We start from the raw sequence: 18426 nt of genomic DNA, 5'->3' as shown, positions 1-18426 counted from the left end.
AAATCCCACGCAATCTTCTCTTCCAAGATTACATGGGATTATTTTATCGTATCTAATGTTCTGTTTTTTCTACTATTTTACTTCTGAAAACCGATTTAATACCCAGCCAGTAAATAAAATCATAATCCCTAACGAAAACAAGAAATATATATGGTGTCCCAAAGTAAACTCCGTAGATACAAGCCAATAAGCAATTACTTCTCCTAGTTTCCCCTGTTCCGAAAGAGGTTCTGGAACCAATGGTAAAAAGTTCAGTATCGACTCTAAAAAGGGTGATAATACAAAAGACTCTATGGTTGCCCAGCTAATCAATAATACCAAAGGAAGAACTTTTTTTCTAGAGGCTGAAAAAATTACTGCCAACAAAATTGTACATGACCCAATAAATATAAAATATACATAGTTCTGTAAATAACTGACCAACCCATAATCCAAATATATTTGCTGAAAACCATGTAAAGATAATTCATACTTAGCAAGCCATGTTTCCGGGATCTCTAAAAAGTAGGAGAAGATCGCCAAGTTCATTAAATAGGAAACACTTAGTACAACTAGAATCAAAATAGCTAATGCCAAATACTTACTAAGGAGTACTTTCCAACGTGAAGGGATCGTTAGCCAATGGGTAGCAGACCCGTAGTCAAATTCTTTTGATATCATACGGTAAGCGGTAATTCCTACACAAAAAATAGCAAGGAATACAGAGAATTGTGCTACTACTATCATTACATTCATCTGAAATAGTAGAAATCCAATACTAACTGCTATTACATAACATAACGATAGCAAAAAGGACGTTCTCATCATTCTTAGATCTTTTTTGATCATCACACCTAAACCGCTCATTGTGCCACCTCCATCAGGATATCCATTAGTCCTTTCCCTTCCTCTTCACGGATATCTTCCACCCATCCTGTCTTCTCTACTCTCCCGTTTTTCAGAACAATTACATAATCTAAATAGGAATCTATCTCATACAACTCATGATAACTTAAAATGATCGTTTGTTCTTCTACTTCAGCATACTTGGCAAACAATTTCATAATATGTTTCCTAGCTATTGGGTCAAGCCCTGACAGAGGTTCATCAAATAAAAGCAAAGGTACTCTTCTACATAATCCAATCAATACTTTTAATAATTCTTTGTTACCACGAGATAGGTCTTTTACTCGAAAACTAGGATTCCATCCAAGATCTTTTCTCATCTGCTCCGCTTTCTCATAAGAAAAGTCCGGATAAATTCCATTCGCATATCGGAGGGTCTCTTCGATCGTCATGAATGGATAAAATGGATATTCTGCAGCAAAAAAAGCTACTTGATGTAAATTTTTATAATCCATCTTTTGTCCGGCGACGTATACCTCTCCTTTACTCGGCTTTGTTAATCCGGCTAAAAGGTGTAATAAAGTTGTTTTTCCACTTGCATTAGAGCCAATCAAACCAACCATTCCACTATATGGAATTTGGAAAGATTGATCTTCAATCGCCTTATTCCAAAACTTGTAGCTCTTCGTTACCCCGTTCAACTCTGCAACAAAGTTACTCATTGCGTTCCCCCTCCATTTCCACCTGTTTTTCCTGCACTCGCGTCACAATCTCATGTCCTGAAAAACCTAGTTGAACCATCGATTCATAAAAACGATTTACTTGTTCTAACGCCATATGCGCTCTCAGTTCCTCAATCACCTTTTTTTCCATTGTGACAAATGATCCCTGCCCTCTCTTTTTTTCCACAATCATAGCCCGTTCCAATTCTGCATATGCTCTTTGCACTGTATTTGGATTTACTTCCAGCTCTGCAGCCGCCTCTCTTACAGCTGGCAATTTATCACCCGGCTGTAACTCTCCTTTACAGATTTTACGCTTGAACTCATCGATGATCTGTAAATAGATAGGCTGGGCACTGGAAAATGACTTCATCATATACACACTCACCACCTTCATTAACTAGTGTACTATATAATTAATACACTAATAAATAGGTTTATTGCAAGCTTTTTTTAAAAAACTTTTCCAAAAAACAAAACCCCAAGTAACTATTAGCACTAGTTACTCAGGGTCTTCAAGTTATCTTATATGCGACTGATAAGTATCCAAAACAAAACATCTAAATGTCTCTCATTACACTTGGCAATGTTCACACTTACCATAGATCTCAAACTTATGTCCCGTTATCTCAAACTTTTCTGGTTTGCCTAAAATCGCATTCATTGGACAGATATCGATGGTTCTGGTCTTCCCACAGTCCGTACAGATCAGGTGATGATGGTGATCATTTCCTCCGCAATGAAAACGATACCGTCTCTCTCCGTCCCATTCGGTCGCTTCAACAATATCTAGTTCTTCGAATAGAGAGAGATTGCGATAAACGGTATCGAAGCTAAGTGTAGGATATTCTTCTTGCATGTAATCCAAAACTTCTTTTGCACTAAGATACCTACCCTCGCGACGAAAGATCTCCACCATCAGCTCACGCTTACCTGTATACTTATATCCTTTGTCTTTCAAGCGATCGAGTGCTGCTTGTAGATCCATACATACCGCTCCTCACCATGTTCCTCACTCTATTTTAAACCTTTTTAGGGCCTTCTAACTAGTAGAACGAACTCTTCGCCTCACTTGTTTCACGAAAACATTTATCAACAATATCATCACCGAAACAAGAACGATCGCTCCACCCGAAGCAAAGTCAAAATAATACGCTGCTAAAAGTCCTGCTAAGACTGATATTTGAGCATATAACACAGACCAACCTAATACTTGCCTAAAGCTGTTACCAATCTGAAGGCTTGCAGCAGCAGGTAAGGTAATCAATGCAGAAACAAGTAAAACTCCCACTACTCGTATCGCAGCAGAAACTACCAGCGCCACTAGTACAAGAAAAAGAAAATTGATCCATCTTCTAGGCACTCCAGATAGAACTGCATGTTCTTCATCAAACGAAAGAGCAAACATCTCTTTATAGAAAAAAATGAGAAAAAGAAATACAAGTACAGCTACTACTGCGATTAACTGAATCTCTTCGGTACGAACTGCTAAGATATTTCCAAACAGATATCCAGCTATATCTACATTAAATCCGTCTGCTACACTAATCAAAACTACCCCCAAGCCTGTTCCAGTTGAGAGCAGAATGGGAATAGCCAACTCTTGATAAGATTGGTATAGCTTGCGAATTCGTTCTACAAATAAAGCTCCTACCACAGAAAATCCCATTCCTGTATAGATAGGAGATAGACTAGCAAGGGCAGAAACTTCTTTTTGTAGGAGTAAACCCGCCGCAACACCAGACAATCCAACATGAGAGAGTGCATCTGCTATAAGCGAAAGACGGCGAACTACTAAATAGACTCCGATCAGCGGTGCAACGAGTCCAATCAGTACGCCTGCCAGGAGTGCATTCTGAAGAAACTCATATTTAGTTAAATCCTCAATAAAGGACATCTACCAATCACCTCGCTTTCTAATGATGATGGTGAACCAACTGGATCTCGGTTCCGTACATTTTAGTTAGAATCTCTTTTTGATTCTCTGAAAACTCTTGGGAAGAGCCGTGAAAATGTAACTTTCGATTGAGACAAGCTACTCGATCTACCGTAGAAGATACCACACCGATATCATGCGTTACCAAGATAAGAGAAAGGTCCTTTTGTTGGTGAAGGTCGGCTAGCAGCTGATAAAAACTAGCTGTCGACTTGGCATCAATCCCTACTGTTGGCTCATCCAAAATGAGAAGCTCTGGATCCGTGACCAAGGCTCTCGCAATAAAAGCGCGTTGTTGTTGCCCTCCAGAAAGTTTGCCGATATTCCGATTGGCAAGATCCGCAATTCCCACAATATCAAGTGCTTTTTCTACCCGTTGTCGGTCTTGTTTGTTATATCGACGAAACAGCCCTTTCTTTCCAACCAGTCCGGAAGTAACTACTTCTCTTACCGTAGCCGGAAAGCCCGAGTCAAAGCTGTTGGATTTTTGGGATACATATCCGAGGCGATAGCGCTTTTTCCACTGATTTACAGGGGTTTCAAAAATCTGAATAGAACCCTCATCTGGTTTCAATAAGCCCAGGATTAATTTCATCAAGGTCGATTTACCAGAGCCATTCGGTCCGAGGATACCCAAAAACTCACCCTTGTTCAGGGTGAGGTTCACTTGGTCTAGTACTTTTTGATTATCGTAAGAGAAACTGACGTTGTTTACTTCGATTATGTTACTCATTGCGTGACGCCCAGAGCTTTTGCTAGATTCTCTTTATTTTTTCTCATCACAGAGAAATAATCTGCACCTTGGGCTTGTTCCTCCTTCGTTAGTCCTTCCACGGGGTTTAGTGTAAGAGCTTCCGCTTTCACTTCGTTTCGGACAACATCTGCTATCTTGGAGCTTACCAAAGTTTCAAACATAATATACTTTACTCCATGTTCTCTTGCCATTTCCACTATCTCTTTTAGTTCGGCAGGAGATGGTTCATCTTGAGGAGAGATTCCAGAAATCGCTACTTGCTCTAAACCATAGCGCTTTGCCAAATACTGAAAAGCGGCATGAGAGGTCACAAACTCTTTTTTAGGGGCCTTTTTCACCATCTCTTGGAACTCCTGATCCAATTGATTGAAATTGGCCTCCAACGTAGCAAAGTTCTTCTCATAATCAGCTTTATGAGCAGGATCTTGTTGAATAAGTGCATCCCGAATTTTCATCGCTTGTTGATTTGCCAAAGTAGGGTCTAACCATACATGCGGATCAAATTCGCCATGATCATGATCGTCTTCTTTTTTGGCTTCCTCTTCATGCTCGTGCTCATGGCCATGACCATGCTCTTCTTCCTCGGCAACCTTTAATAGGCTCAACTGATCTGTTGTATTGATCACTTTGGTTTTGTTTTTGTCTAAGCTGGATAATGTTTTGTCTACCCATGTCTCCAAACCAGCACCATTATAGAGAAAGATATCCGATTCATTTAGTTGGGCGATCTCTTTTGCAGAGGGCTCAAAGTCGTGTGGCTCTACTCCGACTGGCACTAGATTTGTTACCTCTACATGAGTGCCTCCGATTTTCTTAGCAAAATCCTCTAGCGCATAAGTAGATGTATAGATAGATACTTTTTCTGTCTTTGTTTTTGCTTCTTTCTTCGCCTCTTCATTTGTCCCACATGCAGTTAGAAAAAGCGCCAAACCAAGAGAAAGAGCAGATAATCCGATCTTTTTCCAATTTCGTTTCATTTATATGTTCCTCCTATAAAATGTAACCGTTCATATTGTTGCTACATTGTCATTATATCGGAAGGATTACGTTTTGTAAATCGTAAAAATTACGGTTTGATATAATAAAGTCCATTCCATAACTAACCACCTTCATTTTGGACGAAGTAAATTCCGGTCTCTTCTACCAAGTAAACTTCCTATTACTCATACAAGGAACTTGTCAATTAATATGAACAATCCAAAAACAGTAAAAATTATTGCGTCCTTTAAAGATGCTTTCTTTTCTTCTCTTTTCTCTGCCATAAAAAAATAGTTCCACCAATGGAAAATACCACCTAGAATCAAAAGGACACTAACTATGGATGCACTCCATAGTGGAGCAGATTCAGAATAAACAAAGAAATAACCGAATATTGAGATTGTAACTGCAAACAGCAAATCTTTTATTTTCATGAATTATCCCTCATAAACTGTTTTATATTTTTGCTGATTCTACAAGGAAGCAGGGGAAATCCCTTCATAATTAGTTTTAAGGGGTTTTTATTGATCAAGACCTACCTTATCTTAGCCAACTTAATTTCCATCGCTTATTTGGTGCGTAATTCTGCTTACGTTTTACTTTTGATTTGATTCTAGGAGCTAAACTTTTTAACGGTTGTTCATTTTTCTATTAAACAAATAATATCACAAAGATTGTTCCCTCCATGCAAAAAAGCGGCAAACACTCTTCCTATAAGAGATGTTTGCCACTAGTATCTTTTACCTATTCACAAGGTCCAATCTATTCAACTGACTTTGCTGTTTGTGCATGTTACTTATTTTCCAAGCGCCAATCCATTTTTTCATGTTAATAAAGAGATAGCATCCTAATACAAATAGTAGCAATACCTGTATGTCTCCGAGTAAGGCTTCCGTATTCCCATTTGATAAGATAGCTCTAAGCCCATGAACGGTGTACGTCATTGGGAGATATGGAGCAATTGCCTGAACAGCATCTGGAAGCAATTGTGTTGGGTAGGTTCCCCCACTTGAAGCCAACTGGAACATCAAGATCACAATTGCTAGGAAACGCCCTACATTCCCCATGTATACAACCAATAGTTGGTTGATAAGCAAGAAACACAGAGAGATGAGAATCGTAAATGGATAGAGCCAAGCAGTAAGTTGGACATCAATTCCCAGACCTTCTGTCAAAGCAACGGTACAGATGATTGCTTGCAGGAACCCGATCAGCGCAATCGGCAAGATCGACAGCGTTTTGTTTCCAAGGCGATCAGAGAATTGGAATATATCTAAGATGGTAAAGAGAATCATGCTACCAACCCAGAGGGATAACGAGATAAAGTATGGTGCAAAACCAGAAGCATAGTTGGATACTTTATGGTTGTTCTGTTCTTGTACCCGCACTGGATTCGAGATCACTTCTTCTTTTTGCTCTTTTCCTTGCAAAGATTCTCGGGACTCCTGTACACCCTCTGATAGTTTATCCGCTAATTCTCGCTGACCATCTTGGATTTGTCCCAGTCCATCTTGCAGCTCTTTCGACCCTTGACTTAAATCTCCGAGTCCCGTTACTAAGGTCGGGAAGTTCTTTACCAGTTTCTGACTACCTTCTGCCAGTTTGGTAGCACCTGTGATCAGTTTTTGTTGGTTTTGTTCCACTTGAGTGAGACCACCTGCGATCTGGTGAATCCCATCTCCCAGTTTCACCACTTGGTCGACTTGCTGATCTACACTATCGGTTATTTGCTGAGAAGTCTCTGACAGCCATCCACGCCAATTTCGAATTTCTTGAATTGCTTTCTGAATCTCGGCGATTCGCGTTTGGATCTTCTCTAGCGAATTCGATGCTTCATTCTGCTCTCTTGCTGCGGATGTTATTGCTGTACGCATTTCCCCTACTGCAGCGTCATTTTTTAGCTCTGGATGAGTCAACAGTAGCTTTTCAAGCGCATTTTCAGCCTTCTCTTTTTGTTGTGTAGCGTTACGTAGTCTGGTTTGAGCAGTATCCAACTCACTGGGCAGATTTCCCGTACTAGGTATAGGTTGTTTGGTCAGCTCTTGGATTCTCCGATTGATGTCGTGGATTTTCCGTTGGATCTCTAGCACTTTATTGATTTTAGGCTGTAACTGCCCATCAATTTGATGCGCTCCATTTTCTAACTGACGGATTCCTTGATCAAGTTGAACCAATCCGTTACGTAACTGCCCAATTCCTTTATTGAGCTCTTGATTCCCTTGGTATAGTTTCTGTGCGCCAGCTTCTAATTGAATCGAACCATCATAAATTTGATGGCTCCCATCTTTTGCTTTTGCAGTACCATCCGATAGAGTCCGAGAACCATCCGCCGCTTTCTCTAAATCATTGGTCGACTCTTCAATGTTATCTAAGATTTTAGCCACAAATTCTTTGGTTAGTTTTTGATCTAGTTCTTGTTCGAGACTCCGAATCATCGATGCCCCGATTTTGCCAGACAAATAGTTCTGTCCTTCGTCATAGCGGTATTCCAATTGTCCCGCAACTGGTTTTTGACTATCTACTGTGGTGACTCGTTCAGAGAGATCGGAGGGCACGACGACTCCTAGAAAATAATGTCCTTCTCGAAATCCTCGTTCCATCTCCTCTCTTGTGACAAATTCCCATTTTACTTTGTTATTGTTCTCTAACTCTTCTACTAGCTCTTGTCCTACGTTCACACTCTCTCCATCCAGTAGGGCTCCACGGTCTTCATTGACGAAAGCCACTGGGAGGTGTTGTACATTTTCATATGGGTCATAGAAAGCCCAGAGATAGATACAGCTATAGACGAGTGGGATAATCAATACCCCCAATAGGGATAGTCGCATATTCTTTTGTTGCCATAATACTTGTAGGTCTCGAAAACCAGACCAATTAGCAATATGCCACTTACGATTTTTCTTTTTACTACGAGATAACATGGATCATTCTCACCTCCTGAAAAAACTGACTGGTCAGTACAAAAAATAGTATACTCTCCTCTTCTTATGGAGGGAAGAGTGAATTTATGACATTTTTATGCCACCGAGCACAAAATGAACCATACTATCGCTAAGTATTACTAACGCTTGATCCGTTTGTAATGCATCGCCTTCTAACGAAAAAATCTTTTGTAATGCCGATACACTAAGTGCTCCAAAAATAGCAGAAGCCATTTCACTAACATTGGCAACTCGAAACACGCCTTGTGCTTGGCCTTTTTCCAGCAAACCTTCAATCAATCGTAGATAGTCCCGAACATGATGGCGAAACTCTTGTTGTCTCTCTTTGGTTCCAAATGCTTCTTGCAAAATAATTTTAGCAAGTTTGGCATTCTCAGAAAAAAAGAGAAGCTGTGCTCTAACAACCTGTTCTAGTTGGACAATCGGATCGTCTGATGTTTGGATATTTCGTTCTACAAAGTCAACCAATTTCTCTAATCCTTCGCTAATCATCCCAAGGAACAATTCTTCTTTACTCCGAAAGTGATAATAAATAGTACCTTTCGCTACTCCTGCTTTTTGTGCAATCTCATCTACTTTTGCTTGGTCAAATCCGCTATGAGAAAAAACTTCAACTGCCGCTTGAAAAATACCCTCTATTTTTGGATGGCGCAACATCAATTCGTTCCTTTCCTATACTCCAAAAATTTGGATTAGACTCGCTCCGTTACAATGACAAAGTCGCTCCCTAGATCCAGATTTTCTCCGTTGGTTTCTAAAATGGTATATATTCCAATATAGCATAAAGAGGCTGATATTTGCCCTATACCAACCTCTTGCGACTTCTTATGCTCTTATTGTCCTACTCGTTGTTTCGACTTTTTCGGACCGTTTTTGCGCCCAGAGTTATCGCGTTTAAAAGAGCTTTTTTCTTTTTTATCAAAGCGTTTTTTGCCGCCGCCTTTTCCAAATCTACCATCTCCACGGCCTCTTCCGCCATCACGTCTTCCACCAGAACGGGAACCGCGATCCATTACAAAGTGTTGAGAGAGCTCTACTGGCGTAGTATCTGGTTCTTTGGTCATGATCTTCAAAGCAGCAGATAACAATGTTACCGAATCATGTTGTTCCAACAAATTCTTTGCGATTTGATGGTAGGTGTCTACTTGACCCTCTTGCACAACCTCTAACAACTGGTTCACCGCAGTCTGCTGAGAACCATGTAGTGCTTCGGCAATGGTCGGAACTGCCTCTCGCTTAATTTTGGATTTGGTTACTCGTTCGATTAGCTTGAGGTGATTCATCTCACGAGAATGGACAAACGTCATCGCAACTCCATGTTTTCCAGCACGTCCAGTACGTCCAATACGGTGAACATAGCTTTCTGGATCTTGTGGAATATCATAGTTGTACACATGAGTAATCCCACTAATATCTAAGCCTCTAGCTGCTACATCGGTTGCTACCATGATGTCAATCGAACCGCTTTTAAGCCTGCGTACCACTTGATCCCGTTTTGCTTGGGTCAAATCACCATGAAGTCCTTCTGCCGAATACCCACGTTTGCGTAGACCTTCTGTAATCTCATCTACGCCTTTTTTGGTTCGTCCAAAAACGATGGCAAGTTCAGGTGATTGGATGTCTAAAAGATTACAGAGCACATCAAATTTCTGCTTTGGAGCAACTTCCATAAAATATTGTTCGATGTTGGGCATTGTTACTTGTTTTGCTTGAATTTTGACATTGGCAGGTTCAGTCATAAACTTTTCTGCTAGTGCCTGAATCTGTTTTGGCATCGTAGCGGAGAACAACAGAGTTTGCCGTGATGTTGGAACCTCTGTCAAAATCGCTTCGATATCCTCAATGAAGCCCATGTTCAGCATTTCATCTGCTTCATCCAAGATGACCATTTCGACCGTTTGTAGACGAATAGTTCTACGACGAATATGGTCTTGCAAACGTCCAGGAGTACCTACAACGATGTGAGGACGTTTTTTCAACGAGCGAATCTGGCGATCAATCTCCTGTCCACCATACACCGGAAGAGTCCGTACTTTCTTTACTTGTCCAATCCGGTTCAGTTCTTCTGCAACCTGAACTGCTAGCTCTCGTGTCGGGGTGATAATAAGCCCTTGTACATGCCCATCATCTACCGCAATTTTTTCTACCAATGGAATACCGAAAGCTGCTGTTTTACCCGTTCCCGTCTGAGCTTGACCTAAAAGGTCTTTACCTGCGAGTGCCAAGGGGATGGTCTGTGCTTGAATCGGGGTCGCTTCTTCGAACCCCATTTTTTCCATAGACTGTAAAACCTCTTCACTTAGTCCTAAATCTGCAAATCGTACCAATCGAATTTTTGCTCCTCTCAAAGGTTGTAAAAAAACCAATATCTTATTTGTTGACCAATCCGCCTATTCTCATCCGGGCATTTTATTCAACCTACTAACTATACACGAGAACCTCTTATTCTCCTAATGTTTTTCTATTAGAACGATACTCTGTTTCGAAAAGATGTGCAGTGAGGACAAACATGGCATGGGACCATGTTAATGGTAACACCCAAGCTGGTTCACCAGTTTGCTGATCTACTTGTTCTGGAAGTAAGCCCAGTGGTGATGCATGGTCTATAGCCCATTGGAACAACCTAGTAGCATCTTCCATGCGACCTTGCTTTATCCGAAGTTGCGCTAACCATAGGGTGGTCAAGATCCATGGATTCCCTCCAATGTAATCATCATTTTCGTAACGCCGAATTCCACCAACCACTGGAGAAGTACAGGTTTCCTCGATTGCATTTGCAGTTGCTACCATTCGTTCATCATCCGCTGATAGTATCCCAAACGGAATCGAAAGTCCAACTAAACTAATATCTAGAATAGGATCGATTTCTAACACATATCGTTGGTAACCTTTTTGATCCTGATCTATGTAGCCCTTCCGCCCTGCTTGCAATGCATCTTCATATACTTGTTGATTAACCGAGAGTTTCAATCCACGATAAAAACGATTGGTTTTTGGATCGAACACCTTGTCTTCAATCGCTTTTTTTAGAACTATTGCAACAGCAGACCATTTTGTTGCATATTCCTCTATTCCCATCACTTTCGCAATCTCCGCCGCAGCCGAAATCCCTCCATACACAGCGGCAGCTGAGTATGTATGTTCAGCAAAACGCTCTTCCCATAGGTCGTTGCTCGGAAGAGGTAGACCCGTTTGAGGATCAAGGAATTCAACCAGAAACTCTGTCCCCTTTTTCACTGCTTCCCAAATCTCATGCAAGAAAGCAGGATCGGATGTATTTAGATAATGTTGATACATTCCCCAAATGAGGGATGCTCCTTCGTCGATCTGCAAACCCCACGAAGGGGCTAACGTACCATCGTGATAGTGGCGTTGTTGCCAAGAGCCATCTGCATCTTGTGCAGTCAAAGCCCATTGGTAAAAACTTCGCGATAAATGAGTGAGACCAGCTTGATCAAAGGCTGTAGCAATAAAGGCTGCATCCCTTCCCCAACAGTACGCATATCCTCCGCACTCCACAAAGGCCTCATCAAATTCTGGTGCCGCAATAACAGTTCCTGTCTTGCGATCACTCATCAAAGCAAAAACTAATAGGGAGCGTTCGTAGATCTGGATAGCTTGTTGGTCCAGATGTTGGAGAGAAATTGTTTTCTCCAAATAAGCTGTCCAATACTCTTTGGTCTCCTCGAAAAGCGAAGTAACCGAGAGTTCCTTTGTTTCTACTAAATTTTGCTTTGCTTCTTGGATGGTATGGCCAGATGCTAGATAGATCGGAAAATCCACTGTACTTTTTGCCGGAATTTGGATCCGATAAGACAATGCACCTTCCGATTCCATCGCAATGGAATTCCCATTTAGATGACCTGTCGCTACTTGAGCAAACACATTTCCGGTTGTATATCCTTTGCAAACGTTTGCACTAGAAAGCGTAAAAGCATAGTTCTGTCGGAAATAAACTAATCCATCTATATCCGGCTCAAATGAGACCGTATGGTAGTGACGACCCTCTGCTACTGTCAAGGAAGCGCAAACAAAAAACTCTATCTCTAGCTTGCTAGTAGATGAGTTGGTGAACTGATAATGCCGTAAGAGAACATCTTTATTTGGAAGCACCCAATCGGTGTTTACCACGGTGAGAGGCAATTCCTCTTGGTTCCGATAGGTCGCAGTTGTTTGGAGGATATTTGTCTTTGCTACATAAGATTGATGATGTGTCCAATCTTCTCTCTCTTCGATCCAAGAAGTCTCGGAACCATTGGTTAAACGAATACCAGACTTCCAACTCTCTACATGTTGCGGCATATCGATATTCGGCCACCACATGCGGTAGATTTCTCCCGTACTGCCTAAAGCTATAAGCATAGAAGAGTTTCCAATAACCGCTTCATTTAAATATGGTTTGTTTGTTACAGGCGAACGTTTCATTTGTACTACCCCTTACTTCATTGATGACTCGCGGATAACTAAACGATGTGGAACAATTACTTCTGTCTGATTTATCTCTTCTCCTTGGATTTTCTGGATCAGTAGCTGCATCGTAGAAAACCCTAGCTGATAGATTCCGATATCAACGGTCGTTATCGGTGGATTGCTCATCTCCGAAAGGAGAATGTTATTGAAACCAACGATGGAAACATCTTTGGGAATATGGAAACCTGCCGCAACTAGCTCTCTCATCAAGCTAAAGGCAACCACATCATCTGTAACCACAAAAGCAGTTGGTCGCTCTATCTGATTCATCACCATGGAAACAGCATGAAACCCACTTTTTTGTAAAAACTCCCCTCGAATTAGCCAATTTGTTGAAAAGGGGAGACCCGCTTCCACTAATGCTTGTTGATATCCTTTTAATCGATCTTCCGAAACGACGAGATCAGGAGGACCACTAGTAAATCCTATTCGTTGATGACCTTGGTCAATTAGATGATTCGTTACATCATAAGCCGCTTTTTGATTATCGTTATTAACCGAGAGGATTCCTCTATGTTCGAGAGTACGTCCTAATACGACGAAAGGAAACTGATACTCTAACAGTTTCGATACAATTGGATCTTCTTTTCGAGGCTCCATCAAGATAATTCCATCTGCCCTGCCTCCAAGCACCATTCTCGTAACCGCTTCCATTTCTTCGGCCTGGTTGTTAGCAGACGACATCAGAACGTCATATTGCTTGGTATTGGCATACCCTAACATACCTCGTAACACTTCCGAAAAGAATGGATTGGTAAAAAGATCTTCCGCAGAATGAGGTAACACTAAACCGATCGTTTTGGTGCTTTTCGAAACCAAACTTTTTGCCATGACGTTTGGATGATAGCCCAATTCTTCCATCGCTTCTCGAACCTTCCGCTTTGTAGCAGGGCTGATCTTGGGATGATTGGTAATAACACGAGAGACTGTCGAAGGGGAGACTCCCGCTTTTTTTGCAACATCTTTAATGGTTATACTGGACATTTGTACTTCACCCCGATAATGCAAACGATTGAATTAATCTATTTACTGGAATATTAGCGAAAAACAAAAGAAAAGTAAACAAAAATCAGATACTATTCTGCCAAAGGGGGAGTTTATCAGCATACACGCTCATAAAAATAATAAAAATTGTTTTGCATTTTAATATTTTGTTGTAGTATAAAGTTAATTGAAACAATTTATTCACCATTCAGTCTAATGAAAGCGTTTACCGATTGGATAGACCGGATCACATCTCCCTTTGTTATCTGTATTTTTCTATGCAAACGTTCCCACGATATAGGAAAATACGAACAATCTGCTTGATAGCACATTCATTCTCTTTTACGAAAGGGGTACACACAGTGAGAAAATCTCTTTATCTACTCACTATTCTTTCATTAGTGGCTATTTTATTTGTAGGCTGTTCTAGCGAACAAGATGCTTCGTCTGGTCCAGTTACGGTTACTTACTGGAACACCGCAAATGATGAAGAAACAGCTACTTTGAAAGAAATTATTGCAGATTTTGAAAAGGCAAACCCAGATATCAAAATTAAGTTAGAAAATGTTCCTTTTGAAGAGGCTCAAAATAAATTTAAGCGTGCTGCTCAAGAAGGAAATGGTCCAGATGTGATCCGCTCTGAAATTGCTTGGACTCCAGAGTTTGCAGCACTTAGTCTATTAGAACCACTCGATAGCTATTTCAAAGACCAAGATGACTTTTTATCTGCCCCTCTAAACTACAGTAAGTGGAATGGAAAAACATGGAGTGTCCCTCAAGTAACCGATGCTTTGGGTCTTCTCTACAACAAGAAGCAACTCCAAGAAAAAGGCTTCAAAGAAGCTCCCAAAACCTGGGACGAGTTCTATCAAGTAGCCAAGGCACTAACTGATCCTTCGAAAGACAAATGGGGCTTCTATCACCGTCAAACAGATGCATACTGGTTCCAACCATTTATGTGGTCCTTTGGTGGGGGACTTTTCAATGAGAACGAGATTCAGATAAATAATGCTGGTTCTGTCAAAGGCTTAGAATTCTTGTTGAAACTTCGTGATGATAAGCTCATGCCTGACGAGTTTGATGCGAAAAATGACTACAATAACTTGAACCAAGCTTTCAAAACAGGGCGTTCCTCGATGATCCTACAAGGTCCTTGGGCAATGACGGACCTGTTAAAAGGCGAGCAGTTCCAAGATCCTACAAACTTGGCTGTCGCTCCGATTCCAATGGGACCAACTGGTGTAACTGGTTCTCCGGTCGGTGGACACAGTCTGGCAATTTATGCAGGATCCAAAGTAAAAAAAGAGAGCTTTCAATTTATTCAATATCTAGCCAATGCAGAGAACCAAGCAAAATTTGCAGTGAAAAACGGTACCTTACCAACACGCAAATCTGCATACGAATTACCAGATGTGAAAGCTAATCAAGTTATTCAACAATGGAAACTGGTTATGGACAAAGCGACAAATCGTCCTGTAGTACCAGAAGGTGGGCAAATCTACACTAGCTTTACTCCAGAATACCAAGCAGCTTTCAAAAAGGAGAAAACTCCACAACAAGCTTTGGATGCAGTAGCAAAGGCTTGGAAGAAATTGTTGAAGAGATAAGTTGTTCAATCAGAGGAGGGCATCCTTAGTTCCTCCTCTTTTTTTTGGAAAGGAGTGTTCACTATATGCTAAATCGTCAGAACAGTTGGGTTGCCTATGTTTTTCTAGCACCCGTCTTGATCATCATGGGTATACTGGTTTTCTATCCTCTCGTTCGTGGTATCTCCTATAGTTTCACTGATATGAATCAGTACAATATGGGCAATACATTTGTCGATCCTAGTTATCAATGGATTGGCTTTCAAAACTACCAAGAAATATTTTCTACCTTTTTTGATCGAAACTCTATTTTTCGCGATATCATTTGGCAAACTTTGGTTTGGACTTTTATCAATGTATTTTTTCACTTTACGATTGGGTTAGGACTAGCTCTATTGTTACATCGCAAAATAAAAGGACAGGGCATCTATCGGATTCTTCTGATGGTTCCTTGGGCAGTACCTTCCTTTGTCGCTGCTTTTGCGTGGCTTTGGATGTATAACAGCAAGTACGGATTATTTAATCTCGTTCTCACCAAATTAGGAATGAATGCGATCCCTTGGCTAGGAGATAGTTTCTGGGCTATGTTCTCCGCCATTATGGTAAACGTTTGGCTTGGAATTCCCTTTATGATGATTACTCTCTTAGGCGGACTACAAAGTATCCCCGAATCTTTATACGAAGCTGCTCGAATTGACGGAGCATCTGCTTGGCAACAGTTCCAAAACATTACACTCCCACTGTTGCGGCCAGTAGCAGCTACTGCTACTACTCTCGGGATCATCTGGACCTTTAACATGTTTAGTATCATCTATCTAGTGACAGGTGGTGGACCGATCCATTCGACCGAAATCTTGGTGACTTATGCATATCAAGAGGCATTTGAAGCTTGGAACTTAGGGGCATCCTCTACTTACGGTGTCGTGATCCTCAGCTTCCTTATCGTCTTTACTTTGATCTATCGCCGCGTCTTAAAAGCAAATAGCCAAGAGGGGGTGTATTATTGATGCGAAAATCAACTTGGTGGGTTCATATTCTATTAATCATCGCTTCTTTTATTTCGATTTTTCCAGTTTTTTGGATCCTCTCTACCAGCTTAAAACCAGAAGCGGAGGTCTTTTCAACCGGTATTGAACTGATTCCCAAGACCTTTACACTGGAAAATTATCAAGAAGTACTCACCCGATCGGATGGGATTTTCCTCGAATGGTTCCGCAATAGTGTTCTCATCGCCCTCTTTACGACAGCAGTTGGATTGGTCTTGTCTACCACTGCTGCTTATGCTATCTCTCGCTTTAAATTTTGGGGTCGTAAGTGGGTAGAATTGTCGATCTTAATGACACAAATGTTTCCTGGTGCTCTGCTCATTATTCCACTCTATCTGATCGTGAATAATTTAGGGCTGCTAAATAGCTATACAGGAGTAATTCTTGCTTACTCTACTGTCTCTGTGCCGTTTTGTGTCATGATGCTGAAAAGCTTTTTTGATACCATTCCATATGAGTTGGAGGAAGCAGCACGGGTAGACGGCCTCTCCCATTTTGGAACCTTCTACCGAATTGTACTACCACTTGCTCTACCTGGACTAGCAGTTACCGCTTTTTATTCCTTTATCACAGCATGGAATGAGTTTTTGATTGCGATCACTTTCCTAAGTGATGAAACAATGTATACCTTACCGATTGGTCTACGCCAATTCGTAAACCAGTTTAATAACGACTATCACTTAATGTCCGCTGCTGCGATTCTGATCACTTTACCTGTTTTGATCTTCTTCTTCGTAGCACAACGTTACTTGATTTCTGGTATGACTGCTGGCGGAACCAAAGGATAGTACAGCACAATATAACATTCGCTCTACATGGGTAAGCGAATGTTTCCTTTTTTATGGACAACTGCCCTGAAAGGCTCCATTCGTTTTGAAAGGGGTATAAAGCATGAAAGCTGATTTGGTAAAGAAGAGTATCGAAATTATCTTAACTAATCAACATTCTACTGGAGCGTATTTGGCTTCTCCCTGTTTTCAGGCCTATCAACATAGTTGGTTTCGTGATGGTACATTTATTGCATACAGCATGAATCTACTCGGTCAACATCACTCTGCAAAGCGTTTTTATCAGTGGTGTCAGATGACGATAGAACGGCATCGCACTAAAGCAGAGAAAGCGATTCAGCTAGGCAAAAATGGGTCTCTGCAACTAGGGGAGAACTATCTTCACGCACGTTATACAGTAGACGGCAATGAGGTACCGGGACATTGGGGGAACTTTCAATTGGATGGCTTTGGAGCCTATCTATGGGGTCTTGCTCAATATCTAGACCAAACAAGAGATTACACGATCCTCGAAAAAAGGGAGCCAACGCTCCAGCTTATAGTGGATTATTTAATCGCCTGTTGGAGAATCCCCAACTACGACTGCTGGGAAGAGAATGGTGATCAACTACATCCGGCTACCTTTGGAGCAATCCAGGGTGGATTGCAACAAATCAAGAAATATCTTCCTTCCTATCAATCCAAAATCGAAAGAACGTGTGGGGAAATCTCTTCTGTTATCCAAGAACACGGGGTAATGGAAGGACGTTTTCGCAAATCACTAGACTCCTCCTCTATTGATGCTAGTCTGCTCTGGATCTCCACCCCATTTCAAGTAGTAAGAGAGCAAGATCCCCTCATGAGGGAGACTGTAAAACAGATCGAAGAGAGGCTAGTCCACCTCCAAGGAGTTTACCGTTATCCAGAAGATACTTATTATGGAGGTGGAAAATGGATTCTACTGACGGCTTGGTTAGGCTGGTACTATAGCCGAACCGGAGAGAAAGAACGAGCAAACCTTCTTTTACAATGGATCGAGGAAAAATATACAGAAGAGGGACTTCCAGAACAAGTACAACACAATCTTTTGGCACCTACCTACTATGATAGTTGGGTCCAAAAACACGGTAGTCCGGCTATTCCGCTAATTTGGTCACATGCAATGTACCTTGTCCTTTGGAGTCAGTTACACCAAAATAAGTAAGTTGTATTGCTTCACTATTTTATGCCAGAGTTTTTCCCTTTTGACACGCGAATTTGCACGAAGGGATCTACAACATGCAGATCAGGCAAAATTGGTGCCATCTGTTGCAAACTACCTTCCACTCATCTTCTAAATTCCGATCAAAACCAACGATGCGACTTAGATGAATAGCATTACTGAACAACTAAAAGACCTGCATATAACTAGCAGGT

Annotated in this window: 17 protein-coding genes; 4 read left to right on the top strand and 13 right to left on the bottom strand. The window is 41.2% G+C overall.

Annotation, left to right across the window (positions count from 1 at the left end; all coding sequences use genetic code 11):
- Positions 1 to 72: 72 nt before the first annotated feature.
- From VJ09_RS10910 to VJ09_RS10850, 13 genes are all read right to left on the bottom strand, one after another.
- Positions 73 to 846 (bottom strand): hypothetical protein, encoded by a 774-nt coding sequence (locus VJ09_RS10910; RefSeq protein ID WP_044641461.1) that lies wholly within the window; start codon positions 844 to 846, stop codon positions 73 to 75.
- Positions 843 to 1547, bottom strand: coding sequence for an ATP-binding cassette domain-containing protein (locus VJ09_RS10905; protein ID WP_044641460.1), 705 nt, complete (start codon positions 1545 to 1547; stop codon positions 843 to 845). The genes VJ09_RS10910 and VJ09_RS10905 overlap by 4 nt, the downstream gene beginning before the upstream one ends.
- Positions 1540 to 1923 carry a GntR family transcriptional regulator gene (locus VJ09_RS10900; RefSeq protein WP_044641459.1) on the bottom strand — a complete coding sequence of 128 codons (384 nt, stop codon included), beginning with the start codon at positions 1921 to 1923 and terminating at the stop codon, positions 1540 to 1542. Before VJ09_RS10900 ends, VJ09_RS10905 begins: the two co-directional genes overlap by 8 nt.
- A gap of 198 nt (positions 1924 to 2121) precedes the next feature.
- Positions 2122 to 2535, bottom strand: a complete 414-nt coding sequence (locus VJ09_RS10895; RefSeq protein WP_044641458.1) for a Fur family transcriptional regulator — start codon at positions 2533 to 2535, stop codon at positions 2122 to 2124.
- A 54-nt stretch (positions 2536 to 2589) separates the two neighbouring features.
- Positions 2590 to 3444 carry a metal ABC transporter permease gene (locus VJ09_RS10890; RefSeq protein ID WP_044641457.1) on the bottom strand — a complete coding sequence of 285 codons (855 nt, stop codon included), beginning with the start codon at positions 3442 to 3444 and terminating at the stop codon, positions 2590 to 2592.
- 19 nt (positions 3445 to 3463) lie between these two features.
- Positions 3464 to 4216 carry a metal ABC transporter ATP-binding protein gene (locus VJ09_RS10885; protein ID WP_044641456.1) on the bottom strand — a complete coding sequence of 251 codons (753 nt, stop codon included), beginning with the start codon at positions 4214 to 4216 and terminating at the stop codon, positions 3464 to 3466.
- Positions 4213 to 5214: a metal ABC transporter substrate-binding protein gene (locus VJ09_RS10880; protein WP_044641455.1), complete on the bottom strand. Its 1002-nt coding sequence runs from the start codon at positions 5212 to 5214 to the stop codon at positions 4213 to 4215. Before VJ09_RS10880 ends, VJ09_RS10885 begins: the two co-directional genes overlap by 4 nt.
- 186 nt (positions 5215 to 5400) lie before the next feature.
- Positions 5401 to 5649, bottom strand: coding sequence for a DUF308 domain-containing protein (locus VJ09_RS10875; RefSeq protein ID WP_044641454.1), 249 nt, complete (start codon positions 5647 to 5649; stop codon positions 5401 to 5403).
- A 306-nt stretch (positions 5650 to 5955) separates the two neighbouring features.
- A complete protein-coding gene (locus tag VJ09_RS10870; protein WP_044641453.1) occupies positions 5956 to 8136 on the bottom strand; it encodes a YhgE/Pip domain-containing protein in 2181 nt (726 codons plus the stop codon).
- An 84-nt stretch (positions 8137 to 8220) separates the two neighbouring features.
- Positions 8221 to 8814: a TetR/AcrR family transcriptional regulator gene (locus VJ09_RS10865; protein ID WP_044641452.1), complete on the bottom strand. Its 594-nt coding sequence runs from the start codon at positions 8812 to 8814 to the stop codon at positions 8221 to 8223.
- Positions 8815 to 8990: 176 nt separating this feature from the next.
- Complete coding sequence (locus VJ09_RS10860) at positions 8991 to 10484, bottom strand: degradosome RNA helicase CshA (RefSeq protein ID WP_147635473.1); 1494 nt, start codon at positions 10482 to 10484, stop codon at positions 8991 to 8993.
- A gap of 115 nt (positions 10485 to 10599) precedes the next feature.
- The gene (locus tag VJ09_RS10855; RefSeq protein ID WP_044641451.1) at positions 10600 to 12582 is read right to left on the bottom strand and encodes a glycoside hydrolase family 15 protein; all 1983 of its coding nucleotides are present in this window, start codon (positions 12580 to 12582) and stop codon (positions 10600 to 10602) included.
- A 12-nt stretch (positions 12583 to 12594) separates the two neighbouring features.
- Positions 12595 to 13611 carry a LacI family DNA-binding transcriptional regulator gene (locus VJ09_RS10850; protein WP_044641450.1) on the bottom strand — a complete coding sequence of 339 codons (1017 nt, stop codon included), beginning with the start codon at positions 13609 to 13611 and terminating at the stop codon, positions 12595 to 12597.
- Positions 13612 to 13973: 362 nt separating this feature from the next.
- Between VJ09_RS10850 and VJ09_RS10845 the strand changes: the two genes are divergently transcribed.
- From VJ09_RS10845 to VJ09_RS10830, 4 genes are all read left to right on the top strand, one after another.
- Positions 13974 to 15218 (top strand): extracellular solute-binding protein, encoded by a 1245-nt coding sequence (locus VJ09_RS10845; RefSeq protein WP_052807340.1) that lies wholly within the window; start codon positions 13974 to 13976, stop codon positions 15216 to 15218.
- A gap of 65 nt (positions 15219 to 15283) precedes the next feature.
- On the top strand, positions 15284 to 16204 hold the full coding sequence (locus VJ09_RS10840) for a carbohydrate ABC transporter permease (RefSeq protein ID WP_044641449.1): 921 nt from the start codon (positions 15284 to 15286) through the stop codon (positions 16202 to 16204).
- On the top strand, positions 16204 to 17031 hold the full coding sequence (locus VJ09_RS10835) for a carbohydrate ABC transporter permease (RefSeq protein WP_044641448.1): 828 nt from the start codon (positions 16204 to 16206) through the stop codon (positions 17029 to 17031). The genes VJ09_RS10840 and VJ09_RS10835 overlap by 1 nt, the downstream gene beginning before the upstream one ends.
- Before the next feature lie 103 nt (positions 17032 to 17134).
- Positions 17135 to 18214, top strand: a complete 1080-nt coding sequence (locus VJ09_RS10830) for a glycoside hydrolase family 15 protein (protein WP_044641447.1) — start codon at positions 17135 to 17137, stop codon at positions 18212 to 18214.
- Positions 18215 to 18426 lie beyond the last annotated feature (212 nt).

It is taken from the genome of Risungbinella massiliensis (assembly GCF_000942395.1).
Classification (GTDB): Bacteria; Bacillota; Bacilli; order Thermoactinomycetales; family Thermoactinomycetaceae; genus Risungbinella; species Risungbinella massiliensis.
This window is presented reverse-complemented; position numbering and strand designations above follow the sequence as displayed.